This window comes from Saccharopolyspora sp. NPDC047091 (assembly GCF_040643635.1).
In the GTDB taxonomy this organism is placed as follows: domain Bacteria; phylum Actinomycetota; class Actinomycetes; order Mycobacteriales; family Pseudonocardiaceae; genus Saccharopolyspora_C.
On sequence record NZ_JBEYUS010000011.1, the window covers coordinates 30872 to 49452 of the forward strand.

An 18581-nucleotide genomic window follows, 5' to 3' on the forward strand; every position below is an offset into this window, starting at 1 on the left:
CATCACCCGCCGTTCTCGTCGTGCAGCCGGCCCAGCACCGCTTCGAGCTCCGCCTCCGCGGCGTCGGCCTCGATGCGGTGCAGCACGTCGTCGCACCGCAGCGTGATCGCGCGGTTCCGGCCGAAGTCGACCCAGCCGGTGAGCACGGCGGAGACCGCGGCGACCGAACTCGTCGTCAGCGCCCCGCCGAGGACGAGCTCGGCGAGCAGCGCCCCGCCGCCGCGCCCGTCCGGCGGGGGTTCTTCGCGGGGGCGGTGCACCGATAGGCCGCGCACCCGGCGCAGGTTGTCGTGCAGCGCGCGGGTGGCGCGGTCGAGCCGTTCGGGAGTCGAGTCCGGGGCTTCCAGGGCGAGACGGATTTCAGGCATGCGATCTCCGCTCCAGCGCTGCGGTGATCACACCGGTATAGCAGTCGCCCACCGCGGGGCGCGGGATTTTCGGGGGATGCGCGTTCCCGGACGTGCACGGGCCGCTCGCGCCACGGCCCGTGCACGTCCGGACGGCTCAGGCCGGGGATGCGCGGGCCGCAGGACCCGGTTGGATCGTCGAGAACCGAAGGCGACGGCACCCGCTGCGTCGCCGCTCCGGCGGTGCTCAGGCCGCAGCCATCCCCCGCCCGAGTCGTTCTTCCACCGATCCGCCGAAATCCGCGGAATCACCGACCTGGCAGTAGGAACGCTAATCGACGGCCGCCGGTGCGCACCACGATCCGGCGGAAGTTGCACGAGACGGACCAGTGCCCGCCAGCGAACGGCCCCGGCCGCAAGTAGGTGCTCGGGCATGTGAAGAGGATTCGCTTTTTCTGCGCGGCACGATCGACGCCGCGCGGAACGCTTCGCGGTCCGCCGCGCCCGCCCCGGTGCAGGTCAGGGAGCCTGATCGCCGGTTCGCGCGCGCCGCCGGGCCGAATCGCACCGCACCGGGGCGGGACCCGGGAGAAACCCGTGCGGGATGCGCGCCGCCGCTTCTCCGCAATTCCCCCGCGCCATTCGGGCGGCAATTCCGCGCGAATGGCGGGCCGCCCGCCGCGGACCCCGATCCGGGGCACCGGACACCACCCGGCCGCGCGGTCCGGGGCGGCTCACCGACGCGCACGCGCCCGAGGCGTTCTACTGGACGCCGGGCCGGTGCGGCGGCGTGCTCCGAACGGCCCAGTCCCGAAACGCGGTGTGTGCAGAGGTGACCATGAGCATGACCCGTCAGGTGGTACCGGTAGCCTTGCGCGACGTGCCTTCCGCGCTCGCGACAGCCCCGCCTCGACCTGCTCTCGTCGAGCCGGTGCAGATCCACCAGCTCGCCGAGACGATCGGTGCGCGGGTCATCGACATCCCTGGTCACGCCCCTGGTGAAGGGGTGGTGACCGGAGCGACGCTGCGAGCTCAGCACGTGCGCGCCGGCGATCTGTTCGCCGCGCTGCCCGGAACCCGGGTGCACGGAGCCGACTTCGCCGCCGACGCCCTCACCGCGGGCGCCACCGCGGTGCTCACCGACCAGGCGGGCGTGGACCGCGCCGCGCTGCTCGACCACCCGCGGGTGCGGGCCGGCGAGGTGGCGCTGCTGGTGCACGAGGACCCGCGCGGCGTGCTCGGCTCCGCGGCCGCCCGCATCTACGGCGATCCGTCCCAGAAGCTCACCATCCTCGGGGTCACCGGCACGTCCGGGAAGACCACCACCAGCTACCTGCTGGAGTCCGCGCTGCGCGCCGCCGGGCACACCACCGGGCTGGTCGGCACCGTCGAGACCCGCATCGCCGGAGAACGCCTCGACAGCGCCTTCACCACGCCCGAAGCACCCGACCTGCAGGCGCTGCTGGCCGTCATGGTCGAGCAGGGCGTCACGCACGTGCCGATGGAGGTCTCCAGCCACGCCCTCGCGCTGGGCCGCGTCGGCGGCACCCGGTTCGCCGTCGGCGCGTTCACCAACCTCTCGCAGGACCACCTGGACTTCCACCGCGACCTGGAGGACTACTTCCAGGCGAAGGCACTGCTGTTCGACGGCCGCTCCGAGCGCGAAGTGGTGTGCGTGGACGGCGAGTGGGGGCGGCGGCTCGTCACCGCCGACACCATCACCGCGTCCACCACCGGCGACGCGAGCTGGACCGCGGGCGACGTCGAGACCTTCCCGACCGGCGAGCAGCGCTTCCGCGCGCACGGCCCGGACCGGACGCTCGACGTGCGGCTGCGGCTGCCGGGACCGTTCAACATCGCCAACGCGCTGCTGGCCGCCGGCGTGCTCACCGCCGCCGGCATCCCCGCCGACGCCATCGAACGCGGACTGGCCGAAGTGGACGTGCCCGGCCGGATGGAGCGGGTCGCCCTCGGGCAGGACTTCACCGCCGTGGTGGACTACTCGCACAAGCCCGGCGCCGTCGCCGCGGTGCTCGACGCGGCCCGCGCCCAGGTGCTCAACGGGGGCGGCCGGGTGCTCGTCGTGCTCGGCTGCGGCGGGGACCGGGACGTGGCGAAGCGGCCGCTGATGGGCGAGGCGGCAGCGCGCCGCTCCGACCTGCTGGTGGTGACCGACGACAACCCGCGCAGCGAGAGCGCCGCCGACATCCGCGCCGCCATGCTCGCCGGGGCGCTGGAGGTCCCCGAAGCCGAACGCGGCGAGGTGATCGAAGCGGGCGATCGGCGCGAAGCCATCGCCGAAGCGGTGCACCGGGCCCGCGCGGGCGACGTCGTCGTCATCGCGGGCAAGGGGCACGAGACCGGCCAAGAGGTCGCCGGGGTCGTGCACCCGTTCTCCGACCGGGACGAGGTGGCCGCCGCGCTGCGGCGCAGGCTCGACACCGGCAGCGCCCGGCTCGGAGATGGCAGTGGGGGAACGCAGAACACGGGGGAACCCACGCCCCCGGCCGGTGGCCGGGGCGGCAACGAGGAGGCAAGGTGATCCGGCTCAGCCTGGCTGACATCGCGGAAGCGGTCGGCGGCAGGCTCCACCACGCGGACGGCACCGAGGTCGTGACCGGCTCCGTCGAGTTCGACTCGCGGAAGATCGGACCGGGCGGCCTGTTCGTCGCGGTCCCCGGTGAACGCGTCGACGGGCACGACTTCGCCGCCCGCGCCATCGCGGACGGAGCCGCCGGCGTTCTCGCCGCGCGCGAAGTGTCCACCGCCGACGACCCGATCCCGACCGTGGTCGTCCCGGAGCTGTCCGAGCACCACCCCAGCCGGGCCATGGCCCTCGCCGGGGACACCGACGGCAGCGGCGCCGCCGTGCTCGCCGCCCTCGCGCGGCTGGCCCGCGCCGTGGTGGACGGGCTGCCCGAGCTCACCGTCATCGGGGTCACCGGCTCGTCCGGCAAGACCTCGACGAAGGACCTCATCGCGCAGGTCCTCGAACCGGCGGGACCGACCGTGGCACCGCCCGGCTCGTTCAACAACGAGCTCGGGCACCCGTGGACCGCGCTGCGCGCCGACGAGCACACCCGGCACCTCGTGCTGGAGCTCTCCGCCCGCGGCCGCGGCCACATCGCCGCGCTCTGCGAGGTCGCCCCGCCGCGGATCGGCGCCGTGCTCAACGTCGGCAGCGCCCACCTCGGCGAGTTCGGCTCGCAGGAGGCCGTCGCGCAGACCAAGGGCGAACTCGTCGAAGCGCTGCCCGCCGCGGCCGACGGCGGGGTCGCCGTGCTCAACGCCGACGACCCGCTGGTCGCCGCGATGGCCGAGCGCACCACGGCCCGCGTCGTCCGCGTCGGGCAGAGCCCGGCCGCCGACGTGCGCGCCGAGGACATCGAGCTCGACGAGCAGGCGCGCGCCGAGTTCACCCTCCGCACCGCCACCGGTTCCGCGCGGGTGCGGCTGCCGCTGCACGGCGAGCACCACATCGGCAACGCGCTCACCGCCGCCGCCATCGCCATGGAGCTCGGCGCGAGCGTCGAGGAGGCCGCCGCGCGGCTCGGCTCGGTGCGGCGCGTCTCCGCGCGGCGCATGGAGGTCACCGAGACCTCCGGCGGCGTCACCGTCATCAACGACGCCTACAACGCCAACCCCGAATCGGTGCGCGCGGCGCTCAAGACGCTCGCCTCGATGACCAGGGGGAAGCCGGGCCGCGCCTGGGCGGTGCTCGGAGTCATGGGCGAACTCGGCGATGCCGAGGTCGCCGCGCACGACGAGATCGGGCGGCTCGCCGTCCGGCTCAACATCGACCGCCTCGTGGTGGTCGGTGACCAGGCACGGGCGATGCACCAGGGTGCCTCGCTGGAAGGGTCATGGGGAGAGGAGTCGGTTCTGGTGCCGGATGTCGATGCCGCCGTCGCGCTGCTGCGCGACGAGCTGCGTCCCGGTGACGTCGTGCTCGCCAAGGCGTCCAAGGTCGCCGCGCTGTGGCGCGTCGCCGAACAGCTGACCGAGCAGGTCACCGATCGATCCGCCACCGAACGAGCCGGGGGTCAAGCGTGAAGAGCATCCTCGTCGCCGCCGCGGTGGCGCTGGTCATCTCCATCCTGTTCACGCCGTACCTGATACGGATCTTCTCCAAGCAGGGCTTCGGCCAGGAGATCCGCGAAGAGGTGCAGAAGTCCCACGCCGCCAAGCGCGGCACGCCCACCATGGGCGGGATGGCGATCCTCGTCGCCATGTGGGCCGGCTACCTGATCACCCACCTCACGGTCGCCGAAGAGGGCCCCACGGTCTCCGGGCTGCTGGTGCTGGGGCTGACCACCGCGCTGGGCATCGTCGGCTTCCTCGACGACTTCATCAAGATCCGCAAGCAGCGCAACCTCGGCCTGAACAAGACCGCGAAGCTCGTCGGCCAGCTCGTCGCCGCCGTGCTGTTCGCGATCCTCGCGATGCGGTTCCCCGACGACAACGGCATCACCCCGGCCTCCGAGCACCTGTCGTTCATCCGCGACATCAGCATCGTGTCGTTCGGCGCCATCGGGTTCGTGATCTTCGCGTACGTGGCGATCAGCGGCTGGTCCAACGCGGTCAACTTCACCGACGGCATGGACGGCCTCGCGGGCGGTACCGCGGCGATGGTGCTGGCCACCTACGTGCTGATCTCGTTCTGGCAGCTGCGCTACGACTGCACCGGCGGGGGCGGCTCCGGGCCCGCCTGCTACACGGTGCGCGACCCGCTGGACATCGCGATCGTCGCGGCGGCCGCCATGTCGGCGTGCATCGGGTTCCTGTGGTGGAACGCGGCACCTGCGAAGATCTTCATGGGTGACACCGGTTCGCTCGCGCTCGGCGGCCTCGTCGCCGGGCTGAGCATGGTCACCCGCACCGAACTGCTGATGATCATCATCGGTGGGCTGTTCGTGGTGGAGGCCCTCTCCGTCGTGCTGCAGATCGTCGTGTTCCGCAGCACCCGGCGCAGGCTCTTCCGGATGGCACCGTTCCACCACCACTTCGAACTCGCCGGGTGGGCGGAAACCACGGTGATCATCAGATTCTGGGTGCTGGCCGGGATCAGCTGCCTGTTCGGCGTCGGACTGTTCTACGCGGACTGGCTCAGCCTCTACGGCGGCTGACGAACCCGGCGGCCCCCGCCGCAGGCAGGAGAGGAGAGAGCGGTGACCCGAACGTTGCGGGACCGGCGCGTGCTGGTCGCGGGTGCCGGGGTGTCCGGCCGCTCGGCGGCCGAGGCGCTGCTGGCAGCCGGTGCCGAAGTCACCGTCACCGACGCGTCCGAAGAACGGCTCGCCGCGCTCGACTCCGTCCGCGCCGGCGGCGGGCGGCTCCTGCCCGGGCTGCTCGAACCGCCCGCCGGGACCGACCTCGTCGTCACCAGTCCCGGCTGGCGGCCCGGCACCCCGCTGCTGGCCGCCGCCGCGGCCGCGGACATCGAGATCATCGGCGAGGTCGAGCTCGCCTGGTGGCTCGACCGGGCGCGGCCCGAACCCGCCCACTGGCTCGCCGTCACCGGCACGAACGGCAAGACCACCACCGTCACCATGCTCGAATCGGTGCTGCGCGCCGCTGAGCTCGACGTCGTCGCCTGCGGCAACGTCGGGCTGCCCGTCGTGGACGCGGTGCGCGCCGGGCACCGGGTGCTCGCCGTCGAGCTGTCCAGCTTCCAGCTGCACTGGTCCCGATCGCTGGCCGCCGAGGCCGGGGTCGTGCTCAACCTCGCCGACGACCACCTCGACTGGCACGGCACCCTCGACGCCTACGGCGCCGCCAAGGCCAAGGTGTACGCGGGCAACGTCGTCGCGGTGCACAACGCGGACGACGAGTGGTCCACCCGGCTCGCCACCGGCGCGGGCAGGCCCGTGTCCTTCACCCTCGGCGAGCCCGGACCCGGCCAGCTCGGCATCACGGGCGGCGTCCTGCTCGACCGGGCCTTCGCCGCCGACCCCGCCGGAGAAGTGCTCGCCGACGTCGCCGACGTGCGCCCCGGCGGACCGCACAACCTCGCCAACGCGCTCGCCGCCGCCGCGCTCGCCCGCGCGCACGGCGTGCCCGCCGACGCCGTCGCCCGCGGCCTGCGCGCCTTCGAACCCGGCGCGCACCGCTCCGTCGTCGTCGCCGAGACCGGCGGCACCACCTGGGTCGACGACTCCAAGGCCACCAACCCGCATGCCGCCGACGCCGCGCTGCGCGCCCACGACCGCGTCGTGTGGATCGCGGGCGGGCTGCTCAAGGGCGCCGACGTCGAGGAACTCGTCGCGCGCAACGCCGGGCGCCTCGCCGCCGTCGTGCTCATCGGCCGCGACCGCGCCGCGTTCGCCGAAGCGCTCGCCCGACACGCCCCGCACGTGCCCGTCGACGAGGTCTCCGCGGGAGACGATGCGGGCATGTCCCAGGCCGTCACCAGGGCCGCCGCGCACGCCGCCCCCGGCACCGCGGTGCTGCTCGCCCCCGCCGCCGCCTCCATGGACATGTTCACCGACTACGCGCACCGGGGCCGGGCCTTCGCCGACGCCGTGCGGGCCCTGCCCGCCGCCGAGCCCGCCACCGGCGGGTGAGTCCGATGGCCACCCCCGCAGCGACCGCCCGCAGGCCGCGCCGCACCCGCAAGCCCACCGGGCTCGCGGCCATCACGACGCCGCTCACCGCGTGGCTCACCCGGCCGCTCGCCTCGTTCCACCTGCTGCTCGCCGTGTTCGGCCTGCTCACCGTGTTCGGGCTCGTCATGGTGCTGTCCGCGTCCAGCGTGGACTCGTTCACCAGCGCCGGATCGTCCTACGACATCTTCATCCGGCAGGTCGTGTACTGCGGCGGCGGGCTCGTGCTGTTCTACGGGGCGCTGCGGCTTCCGGTGCGGCAGATGCGCAAGCACAGCCTCACCGTCTTCGGCGGCTGCCTGCTGCTGCTCGTGCTCGTGCTGACCCCGCTCGGGAGCGTCCGCAACGGCGCGCAGAGCTGGTTCGTGTTCGGCGGGATCTCCTTCCAGCCCGTCGAATTCGCCAAGATCTCCTTCGCGCTGTGGGGCGCGCACGTGCTCGTCACCAAGCGCGGGCTGCTCGCCCAGTACCGGCACCTGCTGGTGCCCGTGGTGCCCGCGGCGATGCTGATGTTCGCGCTGGTCATGCTGCAGCCCGACCTCGGCTCCACGATCACGCTGTTCATCGTGCTGCTCGCGCTGATGTGGTTCGCCGGGGCGCCGCTGCGGCTGTTCGGCGTCTCCGTGCTCGGGGCCGTCACCGCCGCCGTCGTGCTCGCGATGGTCGCGCAGTACCGGATGGACCGGATCACCACCTTCCTCGACCCGGCCTCCGACCCCACCGGACGCGGCTACCACGCCCGGCAGGCGCTGTTCGCGCTCGCCGACGGCGGGCTGTTCGGCCGCGGGCTCGGCCAGGGCTGGTCGAAGTGGCAGTACCTGCCCAACGCGCACAACGACTTCATCTTCGCGGTCATCGGCGAAGAGCTCGGCTTCGTCGGCTGCGTCATCGTGCTCGTGCTGTTCGGCACCACCGCCTACGTCGGGATGCGCATCGCCGCCCGCAACACCGACCCGTGGATCCGGCTCGTCGCCGCCACCCTCACCACCTGGCTCGTCGGACAGGCCGCGATCAACGTCGGCTACGTCGTCGGCCTGCTGCCCATCACCGGGCTGCCGCTGCCGCTGATCTCCTCCGGCGGCTCGTCCGTGGTGACCAGCATGCTGGTGTTCGGGCTGCTGGCGAACTTCGCCCGGCACGAGCCCGAAGCGATCGCCGCGCTACGGTCGCTCGGACCGGGCCGCGTCGGGAAACTGCTGCGCCTGTCCACACCAGAGCCTTACCGCCCGCCGGCGAAACGCCGCCCGGCGCGCACCGCGCCCACCAGCCGCCCCGGAGCGCGCAGCGCAGGGGCCCAGCCGACCCGCCGGGGATCACCGGACGCGCGGAACCGCACCGCGGCCCGCGGCAAGACCGGATCCCGGGCACAGACACGAGGAGGACACCGTTGAGCGGGCAGCACCCGGCCCCCGGACACCCCGCCCGGCGCGGCCTGTCGGTCGTCGTCGCAGGCGGCGGCACCGCCGGACACATCGAGCCGGCCCTCGCCCTGGCCGACGCCGTGCGCAGGATGCGCCCGGACGCGCGCATCACCGCGCTCGGCACCGAACGCGGACTGGAGAACCGGTTGGTGCCCGCTCGCGGGTACCCGCTGGAACTGGTGCCGCCGGTGCCGATGCCGCGCAAGCCCAGCACCGAACTGCTGCGGCTGCCGCTGAAGGTGCGCGACTCGGTGCGCAAGACCAAGGACGTGCTCGAACGCGTCCAGGCCGACGTCGTCGTCGGGTTCGGCGGCTACGTGTCGCTGCCCGCCTACCTCGCCGCGCGCGGCCGCACCCCCATCGTCGTGCACGAGGCCAACGCCCGGGCGGGCATGGCGAACAAGGTCGGCGCCCGGTTCGCCGAACGCGTCCTCGCCGCCACCCCCGACAGCGGACTCGCCGGGGCCCGGCCCATCGGCATCCCGCTGCGCGAATCCATCACCAGCCTCGACCGCGCCGCGCTGCGCATGCAGGCCCGGCAGTTCTTCGGGCTGCACCCGCACGCGCCGACCATCCTCGTGTTCGGCGGATCGCAAGGCGCCCAGACGCTGAACACCGCGTTCTCCGGAGCCGCGCAGGCGCTCGGGCGCGCGGGCATCGGCGTGCTGCACGCGCACGGGCCGAAGAACACCCTCGCCGTGCAGCAGGTTCCCGGTGCTCCCGTCTACAACGCGGTGCCGTACCTGGAGCGGATGGACCTCGCCTACGCCGCCGCCGACCTCGTCGTGTGCCGCTCCGGCGCCATGACCGTCGCCGAGGTGTCCGCCGTCGGACTGCCCGCCGTGTTCGTGCCGCTGCCGCACGGCAACGGCGAACAGGCCCTCAACGCGCAGCCCGTCGTCTCCGCGGGCGGTGCCCTGCTCGTCGCCGACGAGGACATGACGCCGGACAAGGTCATCAACGAGATCCTGCCGCTCGGCCGCGACCCGCAGCGGCTGCACATGATGAGCCGTGCCACTCTGGGTACCGGACACCGGGAAGCCGATCAGGTGCTGGCCCGGATCGTGCTGGAGGTGGCCGGCCAGTGACCGAAGCCCAGACCGCGGAACGCAGCGGCACCGACGACCTGCTGTCCCGCGTCCACCTCGTCGGCATCGGCGGTGCGGGCATGAGCGGCATCGCCCGCATCCTGCTCGCCCGCGACCGGCAGGTCTCCGGTTCCGACGCCCGCGATTCCCGCACCGTGCTCGCGCTGCGCGCCCAGGGCGCGCAGGTCGCGCTCGGGCACCGCGGCGAGAACCTCGACCAGCTCGGCCAGGACCCGACCGCCGTCGTGGTGTCCACCGCGATCCGGCCGGACAACCCGGAACTCGTCGAAGCGCAGCGCCGCGGCGTCGCCGTGCTGCGCCGCGCCGAAGCGCTCGCCGCGCTCATGGCCGAACACCGCGTCGCCTGCGTCGCGGGCACGCACGGCAAGACCTCGACGACCTCGATGCTCACCGTCGCGCTGCAGCACTGCAGGCTCGACCCGTCGTTCGCCATCGGCGGCGACCTCAACGAGTCCGGGGCCAACGCGCACCACGGCGAAGGCGGCGTGTTCGTCGCCGAGGCCGACGAGAGCGACGGCTCGTTCCTCGTGTTCGCCCCCTCGGTCGCCGTGGTCACCAACGTCGAACCCGACCACCTCGACCACCACGGCACCGCCGAGGCCTACACCGAGGTGTTCGACGAGTTCGTCCGCCGCGTCGAACCCGGTGGCGTGCTCATCGTCAACGCCGACGACCCCGGATCCGCCCGGCTCGCCGGGCAGGCCGCCGCGAGCGGGCTCCGCGTCCGCCGCTACGGGCACACCGCCGGTGAGCCCGGCGACGCGCGCATCGTCGACTACCGGCCCGAGCACGGGGCGGGCGTCGCCGCCGTCGAACTCGACGGGAAGCGGATCGACGTGCAGGTCTCCGTGCCGGGCGAGCACATGGCCGGCAACGCCGTCGCCGCGCTGCTCGCCGGGCTGGAACTCGGGGCACCGCTGGAGGAACTGCTCGACGGGCTCGCCGCGTTCGGCGGAGTGCGCCGCCGCTTCGAGTTCAAGGGCCAGGCCGGTGGCGTGCTCGTCTACGACGACTACGCCCACCACCCCACCGAGGTCGACGCGCAGCTGCGCGCGGCCCGGCCCGTCGTCGGGGACGGCAGGCTCGTCGTGGTGTTCCAGCCGCACCTGTTCTCCCGCACCGCCGCCTTCGCCACCGAGTTCGCCACCGCGCTGGGCCTCGCCGACGAGATCGTGGTGCTCGACGTCTACGGCGCGCGGGAGGACCCGCAGCCCGGCGTCACCGGTGCGCTCATCGCCGACCAGATCCCGGGTGCGGCGGACCGAGTGCACTTCGAACCGTCCCTGACCGATGCGGCACCGCTCGTCGCCGGGCTCGCCGCACCGGGAGACCTGGTGCTCACCATGGGCGCCGGTGACGTGACCATGCTCGGCCCGGAGATCCTCGTTGAGCTGGAGCGGGCCGCGGGAACCGGAGGAACGGCGGGGTGAGCGCGGCAGGGCGGTCGTCGAACCGGCCGGGGGTGCGCCGCACCCGCGGCCGGCCGGTGCGCGGTGGGATCCAGCGGCCGCAGCGCCGCTGGGTGCTGCCGGTGGCGATGTCCGTGGTGACCGTCCTGGTGCTCGCGCTCTACTACAGCCCGCTGCTCGGTGTCCGCTCCGTGCAGGTCGCCGGGCTCACCGGCGTGCCGGAGCAGCTCGTGCTGGACACCGCGGGCGTCGGACTCGGCACCCCGATGCTGCAGGTCGACGCCGAGGGCATCCGGTCCCGGCTCGGCGCGGTCCCGGAGATCGCCGATTCGGAGGTCCACCTGGAGTGGCCCTCGACGGTACGACTGGAGATCGCCGAACGCGTCGCCGTGGCGTACGTGCCCGCCGACGGGCCAGGGGAGAGCGGGTTCCGGCTGATCGACGCGGCCGGGGTGCCGTTCCGCACCGTGCCCCGCCCGCCCGGCGGGCTCGCCCAGCTGCGGCTCGGCGAGGACCGGGCGGAGAGCGTGCGGACCGCGATGATCGCGCTCACCGCGCTGCCCCCGGACCTGCGGTCCCAGGTCACCGAGGTGCGGGCCGAACGGCCGCAGAACCTGTACCTGGCGCTGGGCGGAGGCAGGCAGGTGCACTGGGGGGAGAGCACGGCCGCGGACCGGAAGGCGGCGATCCTGGTGCCGCTGCTGACCCGCTCCGGACAGGTCTACGACGTGACGAGCCCGGATCTGCCGACGGTGGCGTGATCGCGGTAGCGCGATCCGGAATGGCGGCGGACGCAGGGGCTTGATCGCCCGAACGGCGGTCGACTGACCGGGAATTCGATCCCGCTCGAATGCGAGTTCCGCGGTAGCGTTCGGATGTCGGTGCGCCTTTGGAATAGGCGTTGTGGAATATTACTCAGGGCGTATTTATCCGGCCTTTTCCGGTGTGGAAATTGCCGATGTTCGATGTGCGCCCGTTCGGGTGTAAATGCGCCCGATGCCCCTTTCGTTGCAGCGTTCTCGTCCCGCTGGCGGATAACGTTTCCCCGTACGATCGGATCGGCGCGAGGAGGCGAAGTGACCGACGATGCTGAGTCGGTGCGCGGCGGTGGGGGCGGCGGCTCGCTGGGGGCCATGTCCGCGCGGCTGACCGGAATCTCGGCCCAGAACGAGCAGCTCCGGGCGCAGGTGGCGTCCGGTCGGCTCAAGATCGACCCGGATGCGGCGGAGAAAGCGGCGCAGGCTTATGAGAAGGCGCAGCGCCAGGTGAATCGTCTCGGGCGGAATGCGGAACGGCTGGGCAGAATTACCGGTCTCGGCGACTACGATTCGGCGGTCCAGCTCTCCCGGAAATTCGAGAGCAAGGCCTGCGATGGCACGTCCGGTGCCCTGGCCTTGCTCACGCGGCTCGCGGATGAGCTCGGGGAGAAAGCGGAGCTGTTCCGGCAGGTGGCCAAGGACTACGCGCTGACGGATGACGTCATCGCGCAAGAACTGCGGCGGGGTGAGGGATGAACGGCGTTTCGCGCAGGGCGGTGGCCGGACTCCTCATCGCTGTGACATCGGTGTCGCTCGGCGGCTGCGCATTGGACTCGAAGGCGGGCGGGGCGTCCGCCGTGGAGGAACCGGTGCGGACGGTAGGCCTGGCGAAGATCGATCCGTGCACGATGCTCACCGAAGCGGAGCTGACCGCGCGCGGTGTCCTGCCGCCAGGTCAGCCGAACGAGGACATCTCCTCCGAACCGGGCTGCGATTTCGACGGTGAGCCGTTCGGATACAGCTTCTACAAGAACCAGGAGATGACCGTCGGGCGGTACGGAGCCCAGTCGAACTGGGCGAAGTTCGAGCGACGTGAACTGGACGGTCGTCCAGCGGCGAACACGATCGACCGAACCGCCGTAGGGGCCCGCATCTGCTCCACGATGTTCGACGCCGGGGGTGGCGTGATCACCGTGACGGCCCAGGAGACCGACGACGAAGGCCGCGACGAGTGCGCCGAGTCCTGGCAGGTGGCGGAGCTGATCGCGGCGAAGAGCCCGCGCTGATCAGCGGCGAACACGTGAAGCGCCCGCCGGCGATTCCGGCGGGCGGCCGCGAACCGGGGGGATGAATTGGGATTCGGGGACTGGGCGGAGCGCGCCGTGGACACGGCCCACGACGCCGGGGCGTCCTGGCTGGGCTACGAGACGACGGCGCAACGCGCGGCGCGGGAACAGGCGGAGGCGGCCGAGCGCTCCGGCGAGCGGCGGCGCGACGTGCTGGCCGACCGCAACGAGCGGCTGCACGCGGGTGGCGAGTTCGACCCGCCGTCGATCACCGAGCAGGAGAACTGGCAGTCCTACAGCCACCACGAGCTGTACGAGACGAACGAGCGCTCGCTGGACCCGGCGAAGGCGCAGGAGGTCGCGGAAGCGTGGCGCCGGATCGGCACCGCCCTCGCGGAGATCGGCCCGGACCTGCACCGCGATGCGGGTGCCGCCATCGCGGGCGGCTGGGAGGGCGAGGCGGCGGACGTCGCGACGGCCTCCGCCGAACCGCTCGTGCAGTGGATGTCCGACAGCGGCCAGGCGTTCCAGCTGACCGGGAACAAGGTCGAGCAGGCGGGTTCGGCCGCGGGCCAGGTGAAGGCGATGGTGCCGAAGCCGCAGGACTACAGCATCGGCCGCACCCTCGCCGCGGGCATTCCCGGCGGGTTCGTCGGCGGCGGCGTGGACGCGCTCGCGCAGATGCGGGAACGGCAGGAGGCGGAGCGCGCCGCCCAGGAGACGATGCAGCGCGTCTTCACCCCGACGTACCACGACGTGGACGGGACGATTCCGGTCTACCCGGGTCTGGACGGCGCGCCGCTGCCGCCGCCACCACCCGTGGCGCCCCCGCCGGTCGAGCCGCCGCCTCCGCCGGTGGAGCCGCAGGACCGCGGTCGGGGTGGCGGTGATCGTTCCGGCGCGGATCGTGCCGGTGCCGACCGGACCGGTGTCGATCCGACCGGCCACGACCGCGGCGGCGGTACCGGGCGCCCGGACGGCCCGGCGGGGTCCGATCCGTCGTGGGTTCCGGACCAGCGCCCCGACGGCACCCCGGAACGAGTACCGCCCGGCGGGCAGCGCGTCCCGCCGTCACCGGTGCTGCCCGGTCCGGTCCCGCTGCCGGGCGGCGGCGTCCCGGGTGGCACCGGTAGCGGCCGAGGCGGCGGTCCGGCCCCCGGCGGCCGTGGCGCGGGAGGCCGCGGTGCAGGAGGTCGCGGAATCGGCGGAACGGGTGGCAGGCCCGGCGGCGGCACTCCCGGAGCCCGGGCGGGCGGCCCCGGCGACCAGCCGGGCCCGGGCGGACGGGCGGGCGTCGGAGCCGGTTCCGGAGCGGGCGTCCGTGGTATCCCGGCAGGCGGCCCGGCCGCCGCGACCGGCGGTGCACGCGGGGGCGCCGGGGGAACGGGCGCGGCCCGCCGCGGCGAAGGCGGCGAGGACTACGAGCACGAACGCCCCGGTTGGCTGGAGGAGCAGGACGACGTCTGGATGGAGGGCATGCCGAAGACCGCCCCACCGGTCTTCGGCGAGTGAGCACCTCCGCGTCGCTGCGGGGGTGGGCCGGCCCTCGACGGCGTTCTCGCCGCGGGCTTCGTCGGCACCGGTAGGAGAACGTCCTCGCGAGAGCGCCGCTGCGAACCCGCGGGTGGCCGAGCTGCGCACGGGGTCGCAGCGGACAGGACGGCGGTCGTGGGGAAGGGAGTCTTCGAGGATCGTGCCTAGGGGGAACGAGATGGCACTGGTGGTCCGGTGGCGGTTGCACCCGCTGCACCTGTACTTGTTGCGCCGCTACCTGGCGGTGGATGATCTCGCGCTGCCGCTGGAGGCACCGGCTTTCGGGCGCACGCGGCGGCAGCTCCGCGAGCTGGCGCGCCGGGAAGCCCCCGCGATGCACCGGGCCGGGCTCCTGGTGGACGACGAGGTCCCGGCGGAGCTGGCGGAGGCGCTGCGGGTGCTCGCGGGCCCGCACCTGTGGGTCGACTCGGTGTGGTGCCCGGAGTTCGGCGGTGCGGCCGCGTGGCGCTCGGTGGCCGCGCTCGCCGGCCGCGACCGGGTGGTTCTCGGCGTGCAGGAACCGGGGGAGGACGCGCGGTACGGCGGGACGCTGACCGTGGAGCTGCACCACCGGGCGGCGCTGTCCGAGGTGCTGCTGGCGACGCTGCCACCGGCGCCGCCCGGAACCCGCGGCCGGGTGCGGGTTCCGGAGAGCTCGCTGCGGTCCGGCCCGGAGGAACTCGCCACCGGATTCCTGCAGCAGGTGGCGCCGGTGCGCGGCAGCAGCGGTGACCGGCTGGTCGAGCAGTACCGGAGCATCGGATCGGCCCCGCACCTGCGGGCGGGCCAGTTCGCCGCGTCGGCGCGCGATCCGCGCGGTGCGCGGCGGCGTTCGGCGGTGGTGCGCTGGTTCGACAACGCCGCCCCCGACGGCCGCTACCTGGACCACGCGGAGCGGGGCGGCGTGGGCGAACGGGTGCACGCCCTCACTCCGGCGGACGCACGGGAGGTTCGCACCCGAGTGGAAGCGCTGGTCGAGTCGGTGCGCTGACCCCCGTGCACCCCACCAATGGCGCATTGACCGCCTTCGATCGCCGGGAATAGCGTTCGGCAATCGATTTCTGGGGGACCGGATGCGCGACGTGCCCGCGATCAGCCGTCGCACGGCCCTGCGCGGGGCGGGGGCGGCGCTGCTCGCGGGAGCCGCCGGCTGTGCCCCGGCCCGCGACCCGCACGAGATCAGCCTGTGGAACTTCTACGGCCCGGGCGGGCAGAACAAGAGCCAGAGCGACTGGATCAGCAAGCTCGCCGCGGACTGGAACGCCACGCACGAGGTGCAGGTGCGGCTGCGGTACGTGCCGAACAAGGACTACAAGGCCGGTCCCACCTTGCAGACCTCGTTCAGCGCCGGTGCCGGTCCGGACGTGTTCCTGCTCAGCCCCGGCGATTTCCTGCGCTACTACAACGGCGGTGCGCTGGCCGACCTCACCCCGCACCTCGAACCGGGCGTGCGGGAGGACTTCCTGCCGGAGGTGCTGGCGACGCGGCTGGTCGACGACCGGGTGTTCGGGCTACCGATGGAGATCGAACCGCTGGCGCTGTTCTACAGCGAGGACGTGTTCGAACGCGCCGGGCTCGCCGAAGGGGACCTGCCGGGCACCTGGGACGAGCTGCTGGGCCTGGCCGAGCGGCTCACCACCCCGGACCGGTTCGGGATGCTGTTCGAGACGAATCCCGGCTACTACCAGAACTTCACCTGGTACCCGTGGCTGTGGATGGCCGGTGGGGACGTGTTCACCCCGGACCAGCGGCGCAGCGCCTTCGACTCGCCGGCCACGCACCGGGCGATGCGGTTGTGGCAGGACGCGGTGCGCAGCGGTGCCGCGCCGCGCCGGGTGCGCGGTGAAGGCGGCAACGACACGATCTCCAACCTGGCGCAGGGCTATTGCGCGATGCAGCAGCTGGGGATCTGGGGCATCGCCGAGATCGCCGAGCAGGCGCCCGGTTTCCGCTACGGCGTCACCCCGATGCCCGCACCGCCGGGCGGTACCGCGACCACCGCGCTGGGCAGCTGGGCGATGGTCGCCAACGCCTACGGCGCCAACCCGGAGGTGGCGGCCGAGTTCGTGGCCTGGGCGCTCGGTTCCTCCGATCCGGCGTGCGTGGAGCGGATGCGGCAGTGGAACACCGTGGCGAAGACGGGCATCCCGCCCCGCTATTCGGTGCGCCGCGCAGCCGAGGCGCACGGTGCCTTCGACGACGGCCCGATGCGGGTGTTCGCCGACGAGGTGATGGCCGAGGCGCGCCCGGAACCGCGTTATCCGCCGGAGGTGTACCGCGCGATCTCGGACGCGTTGCAGTCCTGCCAGCTCGACGGCGCCGACCCGGCCGCGGTGGCCGGGGCGGCGTCCGAGCAGATCGACACGTTCCTGGCCGGCTACGACGGGGCGGCGATCCAATGAGCGCCCGGCGTTCCGACGGCCGGGCCGCGCTCGGCTTCCTGGCCCCCGACGCGGTGGGGCTGCTGGTGTTCGTGGCGGTGCCGACGGTGCTGGCGCTGGTCGTCGGACTGTTCGAAGTGGACGGTTTCGGCAACGTCGAGTGGGCGGGGCTGGACAACTTCCGGTTGATGGCGGGGGACGGGCTGCTGTGGCGCAGCTTCGGCATCACCGCGCTGTACGCGGGCCTGTTCGTGCCGCTGGTGTTCGCGTGCGGGCTGGCGCTGGCGCTGCTGGTGCGCGACCACTTCCCGGGGGTGGGGGCGGTGCGCGCGGCGCTGTTCCTGCCGAACGCGGTGAGCCTGGTGGTGATCGGGCTGCTCTGGCAGTTCCTGCTCACCGACAAGACGGGCCTGGTGAGCCGGGTGCTGGCGGTGTTCGGCCTGGACGGGGTCTCCTGGCTGGGCGATCCGGACCTGGCGCTGGTCACGCTGGTGCTGATCAGCGTGTGGTTCCTGATGGGCTACCAGATGCTCATCTTCCTCGGCGGGCTGAACGACATCCCCGGCGACCTCTACGACGCGGCGACGGTGGACGGTGCGGGCGCGTGGCACCGGTTCCGGCACGTGACCTGGCCGATGCTGCGGCCGACGAGCTTCTTCGTGCTCATCACGTCCACGGTGAACGCGGTGGCCGGGTTGCAGGCGTTCGACCTGGTCTTCGTGACGACTTCGGGCGGCCCGGCGAACGCGACGTCGACCGTCGTCTACTACGCCTACCAGCAGGCGTTCCAGTTCGGCCGGTTCGGCTACGCGGCGGCGATCTGCGCGCTGCTGGTGCTGCTGCTGGGCGCGATCACCGGGGTGCTGTTCGCCGCGACCCGAGGAGGCCGGTTCGATGCGTAGCGGGATCCGCGGGCGGGCGCTGCTGGCGTACCTGGTGGCGCTGGTGACGGTCGCGCCGCTGCTGTGGCTGCTGCTGGCGGCGTTCCGGCCCGCGGCGGAGCTGTTCTCGGTGGGCTGGCCGAGCGCGTTGACGCTGGAGAACGTGGTGTACGTGCTGACCGAGGTGCCGTTCCTGCGCTACCTCGCGAACAGCGCGTTCGTCTCGGTGGTGGTGACGGCGGTGGCGCTGCTGGTGCACTCGATGGCCGCGTACGCGTTGGCGCGGATGCACTTCCGCGGCCGGGGGATCGCGTTCGCGGCGGTCATCGCGACGCTGCTGATCTCGCTGCCGGTGATCCTGGTGCCGCTGTTCCTGGTGGTGCGGACGCTCGGCATGGTCGACACGTACGCGGGGCTGATCGTGCCGGGCGTGTTCAACGCGTTCGGCATCTTCCTGCTGCGGCAGTTCTACCTGGGGGTGCCGCGCGAGCTGGAGGACGCGGCGCAGCTGGACGGCTGCGGGCACTGGCGCACCTACTGGCACGTGGTGCTGCCGTTGAGCAGGCCGATGCTGGCGGCGCTGGCGGTGCTGTTCTTCCTCGCGAACTGGAACTCGTTCCTGTGGCCGCTGGCGGTGGCCCAGGACGAGTCGCTGCAGGTGGTGCAGGTCGGCATCGCCTCGTTGCAGGGCCAGTACGCCTCCAAGCAGCAGTACGTGATCGCCGCGGCGCTGCTGGCCGCGATCCCCACCGTGCTGGTGTTCCTGCTGGGGCAGCGCAAGCTCATCTCCTCGCTGAAGACCACCGGGCTGAAGTGAGCGCCGCTGTCGGGGGTCGGGCGTAGCGTCCGCGGCA

Annotated in this window: 16 protein-coding genes; 15 read left to right on the forward strand and 1 reads right to left on the reverse strand. The window is 73.0% G+C overall.

Annotation, left to right across the window (positions count from 1 at the left end; translation table 11 throughout):
* Nucleotides 1-2: 2 nt before the first annotated feature.
* Entirely contained in the window at nt 3-368 is a 366-nt protein-coding gene (locus ABZ805_RS07810) for a hypothetical protein (protein ID WP_358435983.1), read from the reverse strand.
* Nucleotides 369-1278: 910 nt separating this feature from the next.
* Here ABZ805_RS07810 and ABZ805_RS07815 point away from each other — a divergent pair.
* From ABZ805_RS07815 to ABZ805_RS07885, 15 genes are all read left to right on the forward strand, one after another.
* Nucleotides 1279-2889 (forward strand): UDP-N-acetylmuramoyl-L-alanyl-D-glutamate--2,6-diaminopimelate ligase, encoded by a 1611-nt coding sequence (locus ABZ805_RS07815; protein WP_358435986.1) that lies wholly within the window; start codon nt 1279-1281, stop codon nt 2887-2889.
* A complete protein-coding gene (murF, locus tag ABZ805_RS07820) occupies nt 2886-4400 on the forward strand; it encodes a UDP-N-acetylmuramoyl-tripeptide--D-alanyl-D-alanine ligase (RefSeq protein ID WP_358435989.1) in 1515 nt (504 codons plus the stop codon). Before ABZ805_RS07815 ends, murF begins: the two co-directional genes overlap by 4 nt.
* Entirely contained in the window at nt 4397-5473 is a 1077-nt protein-coding gene (mraY, locus tag ABZ805_RS07825; RefSeq protein ID WP_224959306.1) for a phospho-N-acetylmuramoyl-pentapeptide-transferase, read from the forward strand. Before murF ends, mraY begins: the two co-directional genes overlap by 4 nt.
* 42 nt (nt 5474-5515) lie before the next feature.
* The gene (murD, locus tag ABZ805_RS07830; protein WP_358435992.1) at nt 5516-6910 is read left to right on the forward strand and encodes a UDP-N-acetylmuramoyl-L-alanine--D-glutamate ligase; all 1395 of its coding nucleotides are present in this window, start codon (nt 5516-5518) and stop codon (nt 6908-6910) included.
* 5 nt (nt 6911-6915) lie between these two features.
* Entirely contained in the window at nt 6916-8340 is a 1425-nt protein-coding gene (gene ftsW, locus ABZ805_RS07835) for a putative lipid II flippase FtsW (RefSeq protein ID WP_358435995.1), read from the forward strand.
* Nucleotides 8337-9458 (forward strand): undecaprenyldiphospho-muramoylpentapeptide beta-N-acetylglucosaminyltransferase, encoded by a 1122-nt coding sequence (gene murG / locus ABZ805_RS07840; RefSeq protein ID WP_358435998.1) that lies wholly within the window; start codon nt 8337-8339, stop codon nt 9456-9458. Before ftsW ends, murG begins: the two co-directional genes overlap by 4 nt.
* Nucleotides 9455-10909 carry a UDP-N-acetylmuramate--L-alanine ligase gene (gene murC / locus ABZ805_RS07845; RefSeq protein ID WP_358436001.1) on the forward strand — a complete coding sequence of 485 codons (1455 nt, stop codon included), beginning with the start codon at nt 9455-9457 and terminating at the stop codon, nt 10907-10909. The genes murG and murC overlap by 4 nt, the downstream gene beginning before the upstream one ends.
* A complete protein-coding gene (locus ABZ805_RS07850; RefSeq protein ID WP_358436004.1) occupies nt 10906-11649 on the forward strand; it encodes an FtsQ-type POTRA domain-containing protein in 744 nt (247 codons plus the stop codon). Before murC ends, ABZ805_RS07850 begins: the two co-directional genes overlap by 4 nt.
* A 315-nt stretch (nt 11650-11964) precedes the next feature.
* Nucleotides 11965-12402, forward strand: coding sequence for a hypothetical protein (locus ABZ805_RS07855; protein ID WP_358436006.1), 438 nt, complete (start codon nt 11965-11967; stop codon nt 12400-12402).
* Nucleotides 12403-12443: 41 nt separating this feature from the next.
* The gene (locus ABZ805_RS07860; RefSeq protein WP_358436009.1) at nt 12444-12932 is read left to right on the forward strand and encodes a DUF3558 family protein; all 489 of its coding nucleotides are present in this window, start codon (nt 12444-12446) and stop codon (nt 12930-12932) included.
* Nucleotides 12933-13028: 96 nt separating this feature from the next.
* The gene (locus ABZ805_RS07865) at nt 13029-14444 is read left to right on the forward strand and encodes a PPE domain-containing protein (RefSeq protein ID WP_358436012.1); all 1416 of its coding nucleotides are present in this window, start codon (nt 13029-13031) and stop codon (nt 14442-14444) included.
* A 199-nt stretch (nt 14445-14643) separates the two neighbouring features.
* Nucleotides 14644-15456 carry an ESX secretion-associated protein EspG gene (locus tag ABZ805_RS07870; protein WP_358436015.1) on the forward strand — a complete coding sequence of 271 codons (813 nt, stop codon included), beginning with the start codon at nt 14644-14646 and terminating at the stop codon, nt 15454-15456.
* An 82-nt stretch (nt 15457-15538) separates the two neighbouring features.
* On the forward strand, nt 15539-16867 hold the full coding sequence (locus tag ABZ805_RS07875; RefSeq protein WP_358436018.1) for a sugar ABC transporter substrate-binding protein: 1329 nt from the start codon (nt 15539-15541) through the stop codon (nt 16865-16867).
* Nucleotides 16864-17748: a sugar ABC transporter permease gene (locus tag ABZ805_RS07880; protein ID WP_358436021.1), complete on the forward strand. Its 885-nt coding sequence runs from the start codon at nt 16864-16866 to the stop codon at nt 17746-17748. The genes ABZ805_RS07875 and ABZ805_RS07880 overlap by 4 nt, the downstream gene beginning before the upstream one ends.
* Nucleotides 17741-18544 carry a carbohydrate ABC transporter permease gene (locus ABZ805_RS07885; protein ID WP_358436024.1) on the forward strand — a complete coding sequence of 268 codons (804 nt, stop codon included), beginning with the start codon at nt 17741-17743 and terminating at the stop codon, nt 18542-18544. The genes ABZ805_RS07880 and ABZ805_RS07885 overlap by 8 nt, the downstream gene beginning before the upstream one ends.
* Nucleotides 18545-18581: the final 37 nt, after the last annotated feature.

Bases quoted from the DNA above. Each gene is read 5' to 3' on its own strand.
- ABZ805_RS07810 (WP_358435983.1), bottom strand. From the start codon at position 368: ATGCCTGAAATCCGTCTCGCCCTGGAAGCCCCGGACTCGACTCCCGAA.
- ftsW (WP_358435995.1), top strand. From the start codon at position 6,916: ATGGCCACCCCCGCAGCGACCGCCCGCAGGCCGCGCCGCACCCGCAAG.
- ABZ805_RS07870 (WP_358436015.1), top strand. From the start codon at position 14,644: ATGGCACTGGTGGTCCGGTGGCGGTTGCACCCGCTGCACCTGTACTTG.
- ABZ805_RS07875 (WP_358436018.1), top strand. From the start codon at position 15,539: ATGCGCGACGTGCCCGCGATCAGCCGTCGCACGGCCCTGCGCGGGGCG.
- ABZ805_RS07880 (WP_358436021.1), top strand. From the start codon at position 16,864: ATGAGCGCCCGGCGTTCCGACGGCCGGGCCGCGCTCGGCTTCCTGGCC.
- ABZ805_RS07885 (WP_358436024.1), top strand. From the start codon at position 17,741: ATGCGTAGCGGGATCCGCGGGCGGGCGCTGCTGGCGTACCTGGTGGCG.